The organism is Pseudomonas sp. BF-R-26 (genome assembly GCF_019947395.1).
Taxonomy (GTDB): domain Bacteria; phylum Pseudomonadota; class Gammaproteobacteria; order Pseudomonadales; family Pseudomonadaceae; genus Aquipseudomonas; species Aquipseudomonas farris.
In genome coordinates, this window is record NZ_JAGYGK010000004.1 from 359,910 (window position 1) to 375,122 (window position 15,213).

General features: G+C 59.8%; 12 protein-coding genes and 1 pseudogene. 6 read left to right on the top strand and 7 right to left on the bottom strand.

The features are described from left to right. Window positions 1-25: 25 nt before the first annotated feature. The 6 genes from phaR to KGB18_RS07625 all read right to left on the bottom strand — a co-directional run bounded on the left by phaR (window position 26) and on the right by KGB18_RS07625 (window position 7,767). Window positions 26-574: a polyhydroxyalkanoate synthesis repressor PhaR gene (gene phaR, locus KGB18_RS07600; RefSeq protein ID WP_201121258.1), complete on the bottom strand. Its 549-nt coding sequence runs from the start codon at window positions 572-574 to the stop codon at window positions 26-28. A 218-nt stretch (window positions 575-792) separates the two neighbouring features. After that, window positions 793-2,061 carry an OprD family porin gene (locus KGB18_RS07605; protein ID WP_223569628.1) on the bottom strand — a complete coding sequence of 423 codons (1,269 nt, stop codon included), beginning with the start codon at window positions 2,059-2,061 and terminating at the stop codon, window positions 793-795. Window positions 2,062-2,190: 129 nt separating this feature from the next. Continuing rightward, window positions 2,191-3,963 carry an acyl-CoA dehydrogenase C-terminal domain-containing protein gene (locus KGB18_RS07610; protein ID WP_223569629.1) on the bottom strand — a complete coding sequence of 591 codons (1,773 nt, stop codon included), beginning with the start codon at window positions 3,961-3,963 and terminating at the stop codon, window positions 2,191-2,193. A 62-nt stretch (window positions 3,964-4,025) separates the two neighbouring features. Next, window positions 4,026-5,696, bottom strand: coding sequence for a cation acetate symporter (locus KGB18_RS07615; RefSeq protein WP_123722760.1), 1,671 nt, complete (start codon window positions 5,694-5,696; stop codon window positions 4,026-4,028). Then, complete coding sequence (locus KGB18_RS07620) at window positions 5,696-6,022, bottom strand: DUF485 domain-containing protein (RefSeq protein WP_048393398.1); 327 nt, start codon at window positions 6,020-6,022, stop codon at window positions 5,696-5,698. Before KGB18_RS07620 ends, KGB18_RS07615 begins: the two co-directional genes overlap by 1 nt. Before the next feature lie 122 nt (window positions 6,023-6,144). Further along, window positions 6,145-7,767, bottom strand: coding sequence for an acyl-CoA synthetase (locus KGB18_RS07625; RefSeq protein WP_123722759.1), 1,623 nt, complete (start codon window positions 7,765-7,767; stop codon window positions 6,145-6,147). 230 nt (window positions 7,768-7,997) lie between these two features. Between KGB18_RS07625 and KGB18_RS07630 the strand changes: the two genes are divergently transcribed. From KGB18_RS07630 to KGB18_RS07640, 3 genes are all read left to right on the top strand, one after another. Next, a complete protein-coding gene (locus KGB18_RS07630; protein WP_223569630.1) occupies window positions 7,998-10,274 on the top strand; it encodes a PAS domain S-box protein in 2,277 nt (758 codons plus the stop codon). A 4-nt stretch (window positions 10,275-10,278) separates the two neighbouring features. Then, on the top strand, window positions 10,279-10,914 hold the full coding sequence (locus tag KGB18_RS07635) for a response regulator transcription factor (protein WP_123722757.1): 636 nt from the start codon (window positions 10,279-10,281) through the stop codon (window positions 10,912-10,914). Window positions 10,915-11,089: 175 nt separating this feature from the next. Continuing rightward, a complete protein-coding gene (locus KGB18_RS07640) occupies window positions 11,090-12,274 on the top strand; it encodes a patatin-like phospholipase family protein (protein ID WP_187326498.1) in 1,185 nt (394 codons plus the stop codon). Between the two features lie 9 nt (window positions 12,275-12,283). Here KGB18_RS07640 and KGB18_RS07645 read toward each other — a convergent pair whose 3' ends face one another. Then, a complete protein-coding gene (locus KGB18_RS07645) occupies window positions 12,284-12,931 on the bottom strand; it encodes an MliC family protein (protein ID WP_411736813.1) in 648 nt (215 codons plus the stop codon). A 244-nt stretch (window positions 12,932-13,175) separates the two neighbouring features. Here KGB18_RS07645 and KGB18_RS07650 point away from each other — a divergent pair, with 244 nt between their 5' ends. From KGB18_RS07650 to KGB18_RS07660, 3 genes and pseudogenes are all read left to right on the top strand, one after another. After that, window positions 13,176-13,631 carry a YMGG-like glycine zipper-containing protein gene (locus KGB18_RS07650; RefSeq protein WP_123722754.1) on the top strand — a complete coding sequence of 152 codons (456 nt, stop codon included), beginning with the start codon at window positions 13,176-13,178 and terminating at the stop codon, window positions 13,629-13,631. A 12-nt stretch (window positions 13,632-13,643) separates the two neighbouring features. Continuing rightward, window positions 13,644-13,709: pseudogene (locus KGB18_RS07655) on the top strand (hypothetical protein); the annotation flags it as partial. Between the two features lie 28 nt (window positions 13,710-13,737). After that, window positions 13,738-15,210: a DUF3300 domain-containing protein gene (locus tag KGB18_RS07660; protein WP_223569632.1), complete on the top strand. Its 1,473-nt coding sequence runs from the start codon at window positions 13,738-13,740 to the stop codon at window positions 15,208-15,210. The last annotated feature ends 3 nt before the right edge of the window (window positions 15,211-15,213 follow it).

Sequence of the window (15,213 nt, forward strand, 5' to 3'; positions counted from 1 at the left end):
ATCAGCGGCACCAATGGCGATGGGTTTATTCCTCATCGCCATTTTTTTTCGTTCCGCCATTGGCACCGGGCTTGCCGCCGAACATGCCGAACAGGTTCTGGGTGTTCAGGTACAGCGCCTTCGACTGGTCGACATATTGCCGCATCAGATCCTGCATCACTGGCGCTTGCTGATGCATGAAGGTGCTCCAGGCTTCGGAGGATTGCGCGCCGGTCTGGGACTGGATGTCGATTACGGTCTGAATGCTCTTGTCCAGGTAACTGCCGAGTACGCCCTGATAAGGGCCGTAGAACTGGATAATCCCCATCAGCATCTCGCTGGTGAAGATCGGCTCACCGCCGCTTTCGGCTTCCAGAATCACTTGCAGCAAGATGCTGCGCGTCAGATCCTCGCCGCTCTTGGCATCGACCACCTGAAAGGCAATTTTATCGACCACCAACTGGCGTATGTCCGCCAGCGTCAGATGACTGCTGGTATGGGTGTCATACAGTCGGCGATTGGGGTACTTCTTGATCAGGCGTGGGGTGGTATCAGTCATGCGGGGCGTCTCGCGGCGGGCCTGGTTTGCAGGCATCTTAACCTACAATCATCATTGGTGTTCTTCAGGCCGCCATCGCGGGCAAGCCCGCTCCCACAGGGTTCTGCTGTGAATGCAGTATTTGTGAACAACAGAGATCACTGTGGGAGCGGGCTTGCCCGCGATGAGGCCCTCCAGCACACCGAAGATTCCCGAGTCGTAAAAAAGGGGAGCCCGCCGGTAGCGTGCCGCCCCCTCAGAGAAACTGAATCGGCTTACCAGATCGGCAAGGTATAGCTGACGATCAGGCGGTTTTCATCCAGGTCGCTGCCAAAGTGGGTCGAGCGAACTGTCGCGTTACGCCATTTCACCCCGACATTCTTTAATGGCCCGCTCTGCACGACATAGCCGATGTCGGTATCACGCTCCCATTCCTTGCCTTGCGGGCGGTTGCCGCCCAGATCGATATTGTCGCCGGTGAGGTAACGGGTCATGAAGGTCAGCCCCGGAACGCCAATCGCCGCAAAGTTGTAGTCGTAACGCGCCTGCCAGGATTTTTCGTCCTTGCTGGCGAAGTCGCCGATCTGCACGAAGTTCACCAGAAACGCATCGGTGCCGTTGACGTAGGCGTAGCCGGTGTCGCCGCTCATGCCTTGATAACCCAGACCCAACGCATGCCCGCCGAGGCTGTAGGTGAACATCGCGCCAATGGCATTGTTATCGACATTACTGCCGCCATCGTCCGTGGAGCGGGCGAAGCGCAGATCCGTCTTCAGCGACTGGCCGGTTGTGACCGGCAGCACGTAGGTCAGGTTGACCAGGTGCTGGCTGTAGAAGTCGTCGAGGTGACCATAGCTGTAACCGGTGGCGAGGTTGCTGGTCCATTTGTAGTTCAGGCTGGCGAAATCGAAGCTGTCGCTATCGAGATGACGTGTGGTGATGCCCTTGGCGCCGGTGCGGGTAATGCCCATGTCCTCGTAGTCCGAGGAGTCGCGCTGATTGACTTGCGTCAGTCGCCCGGCATCCACCGTCAGGCCTTCGATTTCCAGCGATGTCAGCTGACCGCCCTTGAAAGTTTGTGGCAGCAACCGTGAATCGTTGGCCAATACCGTCGGCAGTTTCGGCAGCAGCGTGCCGAGTTTCAGCGTGCTTTTGGAGGCCCGCACTTTGGCCGTCAAACCCAGTTCGCCGTACTCGTCCTGAGCCCCTTTGCGGGTGTCGCGATGGCGTTTGAGCAGGCCGGAGCCTGCGCGATCGGGGCTGGAATCGAGCTTGACGCCGAGCAGGCCAATGGCATCGAAACCTACGCCGATCAAACCGTCGGTGAATCCCGATTCATAGCGCAGCAGGAAACCCTGCGCCCATTCCTCTTGTCTGGATTGCGGGGCGTTGTCTTGGCGATAGTCGCGATTGAAATAGAAGTTGCGCAGCTCCAGGCTGGCCTTGCTGTCTTTGACAAAATCCGCAGCGGCGGGGGCCGAAAGGCTGATGACGCCGCCGGCCAGCAATAGTCGAATAGCGAGGATGCGGGTGTTGCGGTCCATGGTGAAGCCCCTTTGTTTTTATTATGGAAAGACAGGTCCCGCGGCCCTCGCCAGGTGGGCGAGGGCTTATCAATAAAAAAACGCGAACGCCAAAAAGAGAGGAGCGTGGCGCCGCGTGCGGTTCAATCGTTAGAACTGTTCGGCGCGCAGGCCAAACAACGAGGCACTGCCCGCGAGGATGGATTGTTCCAGGCTCAAAATGCGCGGCAGCAGGCGATGAATGTAGAAGTCGGCGGTGGCGATCTTCGCGCCATAAAACCCTGCATCTTCGTGCAGCTTTTGCTTGGCAACCTGCGCCATGCGCGCCCAAAGCCAGGCATAGGCGACGTAACCGAACAGGTGCAAATACTCCACCGAAGCAGCGCCGACTTCGTTGCGATTGGTGGTCGCCTGGTCCTGCAGCCAGTCGCTCAGGTCTTCCAGGCGCTGCACGGCATCGAACAGTTGAACGGAGTAGGGCGCATCCGGCTGATGGGCGAAATGACGGATCTCGCCGGTGAACTGGCGCAGCGCGCAGCCCTTATCGCCGAGCACTTTGCGTCCAAGTAAATCCAGAGCCTGAATGCCGTTGGTGCCTTCGTAGATCTGCGCGATGCGCACGTCGCGAACCAATTGTTCCTGGCCCCACTCGCGGATGTAGCCATGGCCGCCGAACACTTGCTGGCCGTTGATGCAGCTTTCCAGGCCGGTGTCGGTGAAGAACGCCTTGGCCACCGGCGTGAGCAGCGCCACCAGGGTTTGCGCGCTGTCCCGTTCCTTGGCGTCATCGGAAAACTTCGCCAGGTCCAGTTGCTGCCCGACATAACTGGCGAACGCACGGCCGCCCTCGGTCATGGCTTTCATGCTCAGCAGCATGCGGCGCACATCAGGGTGGACAATGATCGGGTCGGCCACTTTGTCCGGAGCAACAACACCGGTCGGCGCGCGACTCTGAACGCGTTCACGTGCATAGGCGACGGCGCTCTGATAGGACGCTTCGGCGCAGCCAATGCCCTGAATGCCGATGGACAAGCGCTCGTAGTTCATCATGGTGAACATCGCCGCCAGGCCTTTGTTGGCTTCGCCGACCAGCCAGCCGCTGGCGCCGTCGAAGTTCATCACGCAGGTGGCCGAGGCCTTGATGCCCATCTTGTGTTCGATCGAACCGCAACTCACTGCGTTGGCATCGCCGAGGGAGCCGTCAGCATTGACCAGTACTTTGGGGACGACAAACAGCGAGATGCCTTTGGGCCCCGCAGGTGCGTCCGGCAGTTTGGCCAGCACCAGATGCACAATGTTTTCGGTCAGGTCCTGATCACCACCGGTGATGAAGATCTTGCTACCGGTGATGCTAAAGCTGCCGTCGGCCCGGGGTTCGGCGCGGGTGCGGATAATCCCCAGATCGGTGCCGGCGTGGGCTTCGGTCAGGCACATGGAACCGGCCCAGCGGCCTTCGTACATCGGCGGCAGGTAGAGGTTTTTCAGGGTGTCACTGGCGTGGGCATCCAGCGCCAGGCAGGCACCGGAGCTCAATGCCGAATACAGCGCGAAGCTGGAGTTGGCGCCGTAAAGCATTTCTTCGAACTGCACGGCGAGCATCTTCGGCATACCCATGCCGCCAAAATCGGCGTTGCCGGACAGGCCCACCCAGCCGCCTTCGATGTAGGTGGCATAAGCTTGTTTGAAACCGATCGGCGTGCTGACTTGGCCGTCGGCCCACTGGGCGCCTTCCTCGTCGCCACTGCGATTCAGTGGCGCAATCAGGTGCGAGGTGACTTTGGCCGCTTCCTCAAGAATGGCGTCTGCGGTGGCGGCATCGACACTGTCGGCCAGGGCCGGCAGGCGTGCCCACAGGGCCGGGGCGTCGAACACTTCATTCAGCACAAAGCGCATGTCGCGCAGCGGGGCGTTGAATTCGGGCATAACGTGAACCTCAAGGTTGTGCGATGGACACGGCGCCGCTTGAGCAGGCAGTGCCCTTTCTATCAATGGGCGGAAGCGCTGGCTGCGCCGAGGCCGGTCTGGGCACGAACGAACTGGTCGGCGTAAGCGTCACGTTCCTTCTCGGCCCGTACGCTGCGGTCGAGTTTGGATACGACGACGATCACCAAGAACGCCAGTGGCATGGAGAACAGCGCCGGGTGGTCGTACGGGAAGATCGCCTGTGCATGGCCGAGCACGGTGACCCAGACCGCTGGCGAGAGGATCACCAGGACCAGCGCGCAGATCAGCCCGGCGAAACCGCCGATGATTGCGCCTTTGGTGGTCAAGCCTTTCCAGTACATGGCCATGATCAGCACCGGGAAGTTGGTCGACGCAGCGATGCCGAAGGTCAGGCCCACCAGGAACGCGACGTTCATCTTCTCGAACAGAATGCCCAGCAGAATCGCGATGATGCCAAGGCCCACGGTGGCCATGCGGGTCACGCGCATTTCCTGTTTCTCGCTGGCTTTGCCCTTCTTGAACACCGTGGCGTAGAGATCGTGGGAAATCGCCGAAGCACCGGCCAGGGCCAGCCCGGAGACCACCGCAAGAATGGTGGCGAAGGCCACGGCCGAGAGGAAACCGAAGAACAGATTGCCACCGACCGCTTTGGCCAAGTGCATGGCGACCATGTTGCCGCCACCAATCAAGGTGCCACCGACTTCGCCATTGACGTAGTACTGCGGGTCGGTGCCGATGATCACCATCGCGGCGAAGCCCAGGGTGCAGACCACCAGGAAGAAGAAACCGATGAAACCGGTGGCGTAGAACACCGATTTTCGTGCTTCCTTGGCGTTAGGCACGGTGAAGAAACGCATCAGAATGTGCGGCAGGCCGGCAATCCCGAACACCAGGCCCAGCGACATCGAAGCGGTGTTGATCGGGTCGGCGAGCATCGAGCCGGGGCCCATGATGTTCCAGCCACTGGCGTGCGCCTGAACGGCTTTGTCCGCGAGGGTTTCGTAGCTGAAGCCGAATTGCGACATGGCCATGAATGCCAAAGTCGTGCCGCCGGCAAGCAGCAGCACGGCCTTGATGATCTGCACCCAGGTGGTGGCGATCATGCCGCCGAAAATCACATACACCAACATCAGCGCGCCGACGATCACCACGGCGACCGGGTAGTCGAGGCCAAACAGTAACTTGATCAACTGACCTGCACCGACCATCTGCACGATCAGGTAACAACACACCACCGTCAGTGAACCGAAGGCGGCGAAGATCCGCACTTTGTTCTGGTCCAGTCGATAGGACACGATGTCGGCAAAGGTGTAGCGCCCCAGGTTGCGCAAGCGCTCAGCCATCAGGAAGGTGATGATCGGCCAGCCAACAAAGAAGCCGATGGTATAGATGAAACCATCGTAGCCCTTGGCGAACACCAGGCTGGACAGCCCCAGCAGCGTAGCGGCGGACATGTAGTCACCGGCAATTGCCAGACCGTTCTGAAACCCGGTGATGCCACCGCCCGCGGTGTAGAAATCAGACGTGGATCTGGTTTGCCGCGCGGCCCACCAAGTGATGGCCAATGTGCCCAGTACGAAGACGAAGAACATGCCGATCGCATGCAGGTTGAGCGGCTGTTTTTCCACTGCACCCAGCGCGGGCGCAGCCAGCACAACGGAAGCCGGCAATAGCCCGGCAGCGGCGAGGAGAAGTTTACGCAGCAGAGTCATCACTTGCTCTCCTCGAGAATGGCGGCGCCCAGTGCGTCGAAACGTGTGTTGGCGCTGTAGACGTACCAACCGGTCAGCAGCCAGGAAAAAATGATGATCGCCGCGCCAACCGGCATGCCCAGGGTCAACATCCGATGCTCGGCGATCGGCGCGTGCAGCCACTGCGGGGCAAACGCCACCACCAGCATGAACGCGTAGTAGGTGCCGAGCACGGCAGCACTCAGCGACCAGGCCAGGCGCGAACGGCTGCTCACCAATTGAAGGAATTTGGGGTTGGACCGAATGCGTTCACAGCGTTGGGTATCGGTTGAATGGATGTCGATCATGGGTGGCTCCACATTGTTTTTGTTATCAGTGTGTAGATCAGGGGCAGGGCCAAATTCAGCCTGCACGAGCCCGAAGCGGCGGGTAAAACACCTGCCGCTGGGTGGGTACAACGTCGATTCGGTTAGAGCGCTTTGGCCCTGTCGCGCAAAACGTACTTCTGGATCTTGCCGGTTGAAGTCTTCGGCAGCAGGGTGAAAATCACGGTGCGCGGGACTTTGAAACCGGCCAGGTGTTCGCGGCAGAAACTGATGATGTCGGCCTCGCGAACGTCCTGGTGATCAGCCTTCAATGTGATAAAGGCACAGGGCGTTTCACCCCACTTCTCATCGGGACGGGCGACGACGGCCGCTTCCATGACGGCTGGATGGCGATAGAGCACACCTTCCAGTTCGATGGTGGAAATGTTCTCACCGCCGGAAATGATGATGTCCTTGAGTCGATCCTTGATCTCGACATAACCGTTCGGATGACACACCGCCAGGTCGCCGGTGTGGAACCAGTCGCCGTCGAACGCTTCGGCTGTGGCGGTCGGGTTCTTCAGGTAGCCCTTCATCACGGTGTTACCACGCATGAAGATCTCACCGATGGTCTGACCGTCTCGCGGGGTCGGCTCCAGCGTCTTCGAATCGCCAACCATCACACCTTCGAGCGTCGGGTAGCGCACGCCCTGACGGGATTTGATTTGCGCTCTTTCGTCGAGCGGCAACTCATCCCATTCGGCATGCCAGGCGCAGAGCGTCACCGGGCCATAGGTTTCGGTCAGGCCATAGACGTGGGTGACCTTGATGCCCATTTGCTCCACGGCACCGATCACTTTGGCCGGCGGTGCGGCACCGGCGACCATCGCGTTGACCGGATGATCGATCGCAGCTTTCGCCGATTCCGGCATGTTGACCAAGGCATTGAGCACGATCGGCGCAGCGCACAGATGGGTGACCTGATGCTCGCGGATCAGCGTGAGGATTTTCTGTGGATCGACGCGGCGCAGAAACACATGCACACCGGCCATGGCGGTGACGATCCACGGGTAGCACCAACCGTTGCAATGGAACATCGGCAAGGTCCAGAGGTACACCGGATGGTTACCCATGGCCCAGGTCATCTGGTTGCCCAATGAGTTCAGGTAGGCACCGCGATGGTGGTAAACCACGCCTTTGGGATTGCCGGTGGTGCCGGAGGTGTAATTCAGCGAGATGGCTTGCCATTCATCATCGGGCCACTGCCAGGCGAAAGCAGGGTCGCCTTCGGCCAACAGCGCTTCATAGTCCAGATCGCTGACAGCCTGGCCTTCGCCGTATTCCGGATCATTGACGTCGATGACCAATGGCGGGTGATCCAGCATGCCGATCGCCGCGTGGATCACATCATGGAACTCACGATCGGTAATCAGCACCTTGGCTTCGCCATGCTGCAGCATGAAGGCAATGGCTTCGGCATCCAGACGCACGTTGAGCGGGTTGAGCACCGCGCCAATCATCGGCACGCCGAAATGCACTTCGAGCATCTCGGGAATGTTGGGCAACATCACCGCCACGGTGTCGTTCTTGCCGATGCCGCGACCGGCCAGCGCCGAGGCCAGGCGGCGGCAGCGAGTGTAGGTCTGCGCCCAGGTGCGGCGGATCGAGCCATGGATGACGGCGGGATAGTGTGGGTAAACGCTGGCGGTGCGCTCGATGAAGCTGAGCGGAGACAAGGCAATATGGTTGACAGCCGCAGGGCCTAGCCCTTGTTCATAGATCGACATGTACGGGTACTCGGTGGCTGATTGTTAGCTCTATAGGTGACCTTGCAGCGTAGCCGCTGAGGTCGCCTTTTATGTCCGGTCTGCTTTATATAACATCCAGCTAACGATATGGAAGTACAACCTATATCATATAGGATATGTACTATATTTGATTCTTGCGGATCTAAATGAATACAGTGACACCGCCAAGGCCGGTATATCCTTGGCTTCCCCAACGAAGCGGACCTGTGATGACCCTGACTCCCGTTCGATTGCACAGCTGGTTGCGCCTGCAGCGCGAGGGTGTGTCTCTGGCCGCCCGGGCCGATGCGTTGTGCCGTGCGCTGCAGGATTGCCCCGAGGTGCGCCGGGCGGTTTATCTGAGTTGGCAACCCAATGCGCGGATTTACAGCCACGAGGGCGCCGCCCAGCATTTTCCACCGGGGCTGGGCGACCCTTCGCTGGCCAGCGATCAGCGGCTGTTTGATCGGCTGGCCGAAGCGGGGCGGCTGGATCTGGCTCAAGTACGTCAACTCGATTGTTGGCTGGCCGGCCGACTGCGCCGGGCCGCTATCAGCCATGGCCAGGTGTTTGATCTGGCGTTGCAACCGGGTCAGGCGGGGTTGTTGCTGGTGGAAGTGTGCGAGGGCGTGAGTCTTGATTGGCTGGGTTGGGTGCAGGACTTGCTGACGACGTTGCTGAGTAGCGTCAATGGCATGCTGCGCGGCTCACCGCTGTTGGGGCACGACCCGCAACCGAGTCTGTTGCTCGATGCGCAGGGCCGGCCGCTGGAGTTCAACGCGGCGCTGCTGGCGTTGCTGGCCGAAAAGCCGCTGACTGATGTGCTGGGTTTTTTACCGGTGAATCACCGGGTGCTGGTTCGCGCCTGCCTGGACCAGCAACGCGCCATCGAAGGTGTCGAAGCCCAATTCGAAGCGCAGATCCTGATCTGGACGTTTATTCCCGATCCGCAGGACAACCGTGTACTCGCCCGGTGTCGCGATGCCACGGCACAAGTGCTGGCCGAGCGTGAAGCGGCTACGGCACGACGGCTGTACCGGCTGATCATTGAAAACACCACCGACCTGATTTCCCGACACACACCGGACGGGCGCTTTCTCGATGCCTCGCCGGCGTCCTGGACATTGCTCGGCTACTGGCCGGAGGAGTTGCGCGGGCAAATGGCCCAAGGCTTGTTCCATGGTCAGGACCTGGCCAGCCTGGTGCAGCGCGCGCGGGATGCCCTGGAGCAGGACGGTTATCACACGATGACGTATCGGATTCGCCATCGGGATGGGCATTACCTGTGGTTTGAAACCGCCAGCCGGGCGATTCGCGAGACCTATACCGGCACGGTAGTGGAAGTGGTCAGCGTGTCCCGGGACATTACCGCCCGGGTGCACGCCGAGGAGAACAAGCGACGCCTGGCGGAAGTCGTCGAGGCCAATACCGATCCTGTGTTGTTCATCGACCCCGAGGGGCAGGTCACTTACCTCAATCCAGCGGCGCGGCGCATTCTGGGGATCGACGAGCAACAACCGATGCCAGCGCTGGCAACATTGTTCGCCAGCGGCGACCTGGCACGTCTGCAGCGTGATGGCTGGAGCAGTGCCGAGCGCGACGGTGTCTGGAGCACCGATGCGCGATTGCAACCACCGGCAGGCGGCACTTCGGTGCCGGTATCGCTGGTGCTGCTGGCGCACCGTTCGGCCGGCGGCGAGCGCTATTACTCGTTGGTGGCGCGGGACATGACCGAGCGTGAACTGCGTGAAGTGCAGCAGCGCCGTCATCAGGACGAACTGGCGCACACCGCGCGGTTGGTCACCCTGGGTGAATTGGCCTCGGGCATCGCTCACGAAATCAACCAGCCATTGGCTGCGGTCGTCAATTACGCCAATGCCAGCCAGCGCTATTTACAGACGCTGGACTCCAATCCCCAGGCCGCCGCCAAAGTGGCGCAAGGGCTGGAGCGCATTACCCATCACGCCACTCATGCTTCAGAAGTGATCAGACGTTTGCGGGCGTTTCTGCGCAAGGGGCAACGCCGCATGCAGGCCTTGAATTTCACCGAGGTCGCCCGCGAGGCCGTGCGTTTATGCGCCTGGGAGGCGAGCAATTGCCAAGTGACAATCGAGGATCGCCTACCGGATAATCTGCCGCCGATTTATGCCGACCGAGTGCTGCTGGAGCAGGTCCTGCTCAATCTCTTGCGAAATGCCATCGATGCCAACCGCGAACAACATCCGGGGCAACCCTCGCTGATCGTGATGGCTGCGGGGCAGGGCGGTGGTGCAACCGTGGAAATCAGTGTGCAAGACCAGGGGCCAGGCGTCAGCGAGCCCGAACTGGAGCAGATATTTACCCCGTTCTATACCAGCAAGGCCGATGGCCTGGGGCTTGGCTTGTCCATGAGCCGCAGCATCATCGAAGGTTTTGGTGGCGAATTACAGGCCCGACGCCAACCTGTCGGGCTGCTGATGTGCTGCCGTTTGCCGCTGGCCGGCCCAATAAAACAACAACAGGAATAACGTAATGGCAGGTGCGACGGAGCACGTGGTGTATGTGGTCGACGATGACCAAGGCATGCTCGATTCAACCGTCTGGTTGTTGGAGTCGGTAGGGCTCAAAGCCTTGCCGTTTACCAGTGGCGTGGCGTTTCTCAATGCCTGTGATGCCAGTCTTGATGCCTGCGTGCTGCTCGATGTTCGCATGCCCGGCATGGGCGGTTTGAACGTGCAGGAAGAGATGCGCGCACGTGAGCTGAACCTGCCGATCATTTTCGTCAGCGGGCACGCGGATGTGCCGATCGTGGTTCGTGCTTTCAAGGCGGGTGCCCATGACTTCATCGAGAAGCCCTACAACGAACAATTGCTGCTGGACAGCGTGCAACAGGCGCTCAGCAACTGCGCGGCAAGCCGCTCGGGCAATCAGGGGCACGAAGCCTTGCAGGCGCGCTTGCTGACACTGACCCCACGGGAGCGCGATGTCTTGCTGCCGCTGGTCCAGGGTTACACCACCCGCGAGATCGCCGAGCAACTGGGTGTCAGTGCGAAAACCGTCGATCTGTATCGTTCGCGGGTGATGAAACGCATGCAAGCCAATACCTTGCCGGACCTGGTGGGCATGGCCATCGCCGCTGAACTGGTCGATCCGCTGAAGCTGCGGTGATTGCTGGCGTTTTCCAATGATCGTCTATGGGGGGGAGGATCAGCCGCAAGACAGACCGGACGTCCCACCAACGTTATGACTGCCTGAGCTTGCGCTAGCATGAAAGATGTTCAGGCCACTCGCCATTGAGACTGGTCATGGGGCTCTGCCAATTGCAGGGGCCGGAGGAGGTGTGTTGAAACCATTCCAGCTCAGACCTAGCGCCTCAACCCTGAACATGTTGCGTCAAGCGTGCCTGCAACGCCGTGATGCGGTGCCGCCAACGTTAACGGAAAGAGCGCTGATCCCGGACATTCCAGATGCTCGCTACTGGCTGGACCAGGACCTGACGCCGTTCATTCGGGATGTGAGCCAGGCCAACCTTCGAGAGGCTGAGGCGCTCGCCAGCGCAGGGTTACCGAACGACATCCTGCCGCGGGCAAATCTGCTGGCCGTTTCGGGCGGCGGCGACGCCGGCACATTCGCCGGGGGCATCATTGCGGGATGGACCCGGCATGGGACTCGACCTGAGTTCAAAGTTGTCACCGGCATTAGCGCTGGTGCCCTGGTCGCCCCGTTTGCCTACCTGGGGCCCCAGTACGACGAGGTCATTGTGCGGATCTGCAATGCGGTCGGTCCAAAAGACATTTTCCATGCGCGCAATATGCTGACCCGTCTTACCAGCGATGGTATGGCGCACAGCAAGCCACTGTCGCGGCTCATTGCACAGCACGTCACTGCCGAGACTCTTGCGGCGATCGCGGCGGAATACGCCAAGGGACGGCTCCTGATGATCGGTACAACCGACCTTGATTCAGGGCGCCCGGTCACCTGGAACATGGGGGCCATTGCCTCCAGCCAGGCACCGGGAGCGCTCGAGCTGTTTCGCAACATCATGGTCGCGTCGATGAGTATTCCCGGCGCCGTCTCGCCCGTCATGATCGATGTGGACGTTAACGGCCACCCGTTTCAAGAAATGCACGTGGACGGCGGTGTCCTTACGCAGGTGTTCCTTTACCCACCCGGCACCGTAATGGCGCTGAACCAAGTGCCCGGGGCGCGTTTGCGGCGTGAACGGCATTTCTATGTCATTCGCAACGGCAAGCTGGAACTGCAATGGTCCGGAACCAAGCGCCGAACCTTGAACATCGGCGGTCGAGCCATCAGCGCATTGATCCAGAATCAGGGGATCAGCGATCTGGATCGGATTTACCGAATTGCCCAGCAGGATGGGGCGGACTTCAATCTAGCGTACATCGGCTCCGACTTCCGCATTTCTCGCCTCCATAAATTCGATGGCGAGTACATGAAACGCTTGTTCAAATACGCCTTTGAACTCAGTGCCAAAGGCTATCCGTGGCATAAATCGCCGAGTTTGTGAGAGACGGTCTCAGCCGATCGGCTCGGCCGTACAACTCATTTCCCCTGAGCCGGGTTTCTGGAAAAGCCCCACGTTGCCGTCTTGCCAGAAGCGGTAATTCCCCTGGTAATCCTTGCCAATGTATTGGGTTCCCGAATCACTCTGCACTTGGTTCAGGGTGATCGAGGAGTTCGCCCATTTCAGGTAAACGACACCAGGCTGCGTGTTAAAGAAAGTGGCGGCAATCAGCGCATTAAGCCCTGTACACCGAAAAGCCAGGGGGCCTTCAGTGAGTCTGTCTGGATCCTTGGTTCTCACAATGGCCGAACCTTGGCGTAGCTGGTGCGCGCGCTCGGCATAATGTCGGATCGTGCACGCCTTGGGCTCAGACGTGGAGGCACACTGATTGCGGGCGTCGACCCAGAACTGCTGGTCGATCATGACTTTGTCTGGACGCGGCACTGAATGATCATCCGTGAGCGCCAGGCGATAAAGACGCGTCAGTTCGATATCCATCTGCATCAGTTGTGGGTCGCGACAAATAAGCTTTTCGACGGATGCCCTTGCCGTGGCGCAGTCGAAGCTGGTCTGGAAGGTCGGCGTAGCAGGTGAAGCATTGACCCAGCTGCTCGCCGCCGCGCACATGCTGGCAGCGAACAGACAGGTGACCGTTTTCATGTTGGCTTGATTCATTACCTGATACCCGGATTGCTGTGGGATCTATTGATCCGTTGAACAGTCATTTGTTCGCATTGGGTGTATCGCAGTGTAAGTCAGTGCTTAAAACTTGCCGCACCCGTTCGAGTTCGAGAAGTACAAATGGAATTAGAGCTTGCACCCTAAGAACTTTGTTCCAGGGTTAGTCGCCAGACGCTGAGCTAGACTCAAATATCCAAAGCACACTGATAGCAGTGGAGGCTTTATGAACAGATCCATTCCCCCCTGTCTGGCTACGATTGTCTCGGTATTCTGCCTTTGCGCTTCCGCCGAGACCGTAACGCCGCTCAAAGGGCAGTCCCCCGAATTGATTCAGCAGGACATCAGCGCATGCCAGGCCCAAGCTGGCAACGCTGCAAGCACCAGCACAACGCCTGAATCAGGTGGACGTGTCCGTGGTGCCGCTACTGGCGCAGTAGCAGGTGCGGCGGTTGCCGGAGCGCGCGGTCGTCAGCATGACGAGGTTTATGACAAGGTAGACGACGATGTTAAACAGGAATATCGACAGAACAAGGCCAAGGATGCTGCTGTCGCAGGTGCGGTTGTAGGTGGATCCCGGCAACGTCAGGATCGTCGTCAGGATCGCCGGGAAGAACCAGCTGTCACTGCTTCCGCCTACAACAGTTGCATGCAGCAACGGGGCTACCAGATAACCCCTTGAAGCTGAACATGCATCAAGATCTGTATCGTCTTTGACGGGCGCGACGGTGCAGGGAAGGGCGGAACGATCAAGGCGCTCAAGCCTGCCTGACCACATAGGGGGTGCAATGCGCATTCCATTGTTTTACGCGGTGTCAGCTGTATTGTTTTTGAGCGGACCTTACTGCCTGGCGCAGCCATTGGATGCGAGCGCGACCGCAAACGCTGCCGATACAGCGCCCGTCACGGCGGCGGCCAAAGATGCCGTGTTTACCCAGGAACAGCTGGATCAAATGCTGGCTCCCATTGCGCTTTACCCGGACCCGTTGCTGGCACAGGTGCTGATGGCCACCACGTACCCCGGGGAAATCGCCGAGGCGGTAACCTGGTCTAAAGCACACCCCGACGCCAAGGGCGATGATGCGGTCAAACAAGTGGCGAGCCAGCCCTGGGATCCGAGCGTGCAGGCGCTGGTCGCTTTCCCACAGGTGCTGGTAACGCTGGGACAGGATCCCGTCTGGGTACAACGCCTGGGTGATGCCTTCCTCGCGCAGCCCGACGATGTCATGGGGGGCGTGCAACGCTTGCGTCATCAAGCTCAAGCAGCAGGCAACCTGCAGAGCAACCAATATCAGAACGTGACAGTTCAGGCTGTTGCGGCACCGGCACCGGCAGCAACTCCGGCCCCGGCCCCTGCCAGCAGCACCTCCACCATCATTATTCAGCCCTCCGATCCGCAGGTGGTGTACGTACCCAGTTACAACCCGACAACAACCTACGGCACCTGGCCCTATCCTGCATCGCCTCCCGTTTACTATCCACCGCCGCCAGCCTATTACCCCGGTTCTGCATTGATGGCTGGGCTGGCGTTTGGTACCGGTGTGGCTATCGTCGGTGCGTTGTGGGGTGAATGTGACTGGGGCAATAACGACATCGACATCGACGTCGATCGCTACAACAACATCAATCGCAACAACCAGATCACCAATAATCAGAACAAGTGGCAGCACAACACCGTTCACCGCGATGGCGTTCCCTATCGAGACAGCAAGAGCCGCGAACAGTACGGCCGCCAACTGGACGGTGCCAATAAGCGTGAGGCCTATCGAGGGGAAGATGCTCAGCGAGCCCAGGCTCGTGAAAAAGCCCGCGGTTCAATGGACAAGCACGGTATCGAACGACCGGCCACCAGCAACCGCGAAGCCCGTGATCGAGCGCGCGCAGCCCAGTCTGGAACCTCGGCCAGCAATCGGATGCAAGCAGGTACAGACAGACCGAAGTCGTCTGACAGAAGCCAGGGCACTGCCAGAAACACTCGGGAGAGTCAGCAACCCAGGAAACAGACCGCTCAGGTAAATCAGCGCGGGCAGGGCGATTCGCAAGGGCGCCAGGCTGCGCAAAATCGACCGTCCGCCAGTACGGGCAGTGCCCGCAACAATGCGTTCGCCGGCGTACGCTCACCGTCCCAGGCCAATGCACAAGCCAGTCGTGGCCAGGCCAGCCTGGCATCCGCCCAGCGCCCCAGTGCCTCGCGACCAGCCGGCCATCAGGTCAGTCGCCCGTCCAATCCACCAGCACGTCAAAGGGGAGGCCGTCGTTGAAAA

Excerpts from the sequence above, each read along its gene's own strand:
- phaR (WP_201121258.1), bottom strand. The coding sequence starts at position 574 with ATGCCTGCAAACCAGGCCCGCCGCGAGACGCCCCGCATGACTGATACC.
- KGB18_RS07605 (WP_223569628.1), bottom strand. The coding sequence starts at position 2,061 with ATGGACCGCAACACCCGCATCCTCGCTATTCGACTATTGCTGGCCGGC.
- KGB18_RS07610 (WP_223569629.1), bottom strand. The coding sequence starts at position 3,963 with ATGCCCGAATTCAACGCCCCGCTGCGCGACATGCGCTTTGTGCTGAAT.
- KGB18_RS07615 (WP_123722760.1), bottom strand. The coding sequence starts at position 5,696 with ATGACTCTGCTGCGTAAACTTCTCCTCGCCGCTGCCGGGCTATTGCCG.
- KGB18_RS07620 (WP_048393398.1), bottom strand. The coding sequence starts at position 6,022 with ATGATCGACATCCATTCAACCGATACCCAACGCTGTGAACGCATTCGG.
- KGB18_RS07625 (WP_123722759.1), bottom strand. The coding sequence starts at position 7,767 with ATGTCGATCTATGAACAAGGGCTAGGCCCTGCGGCTGTCAACCATATT.
- KGB18_RS07630 (WP_223569630.1), top strand. The coding sequence starts at position 7,998 with ATGACCCTGACTCCCGTTCGATTGCACAGCTGGTTGCGCCTGCAGCGC.
- KGB18_RS07635 (WP_123722757.1), top strand. The coding sequence starts at position 10,279 with ATGGCAGGTGCGACGGAGCACGTGGTGTATGTGGTCGACGATGACCAA.
- KGB18_RS07645 (WP_411736813.1), bottom strand. The coding sequence starts at position 12,931 with ATGAAAACGGTCACCTGTCTGTTCGCTGCCAGCATGTGCGCGGCGGCG.
- KGB18_RS07650 (WP_123722754.1), top strand. The coding sequence starts at position 13,176 with ATGAACAGATCCATTCCCCCCTGTCTGGCTACGATTGTCTCGGTATTC.
- KGB18_RS07660 (WP_223569632.1), top strand. The coding sequence starts at position 13,738 with ATGCGCATTCCATTGTTTTACGCGGTGTCAGCTGTATTGTTTTTGAGC.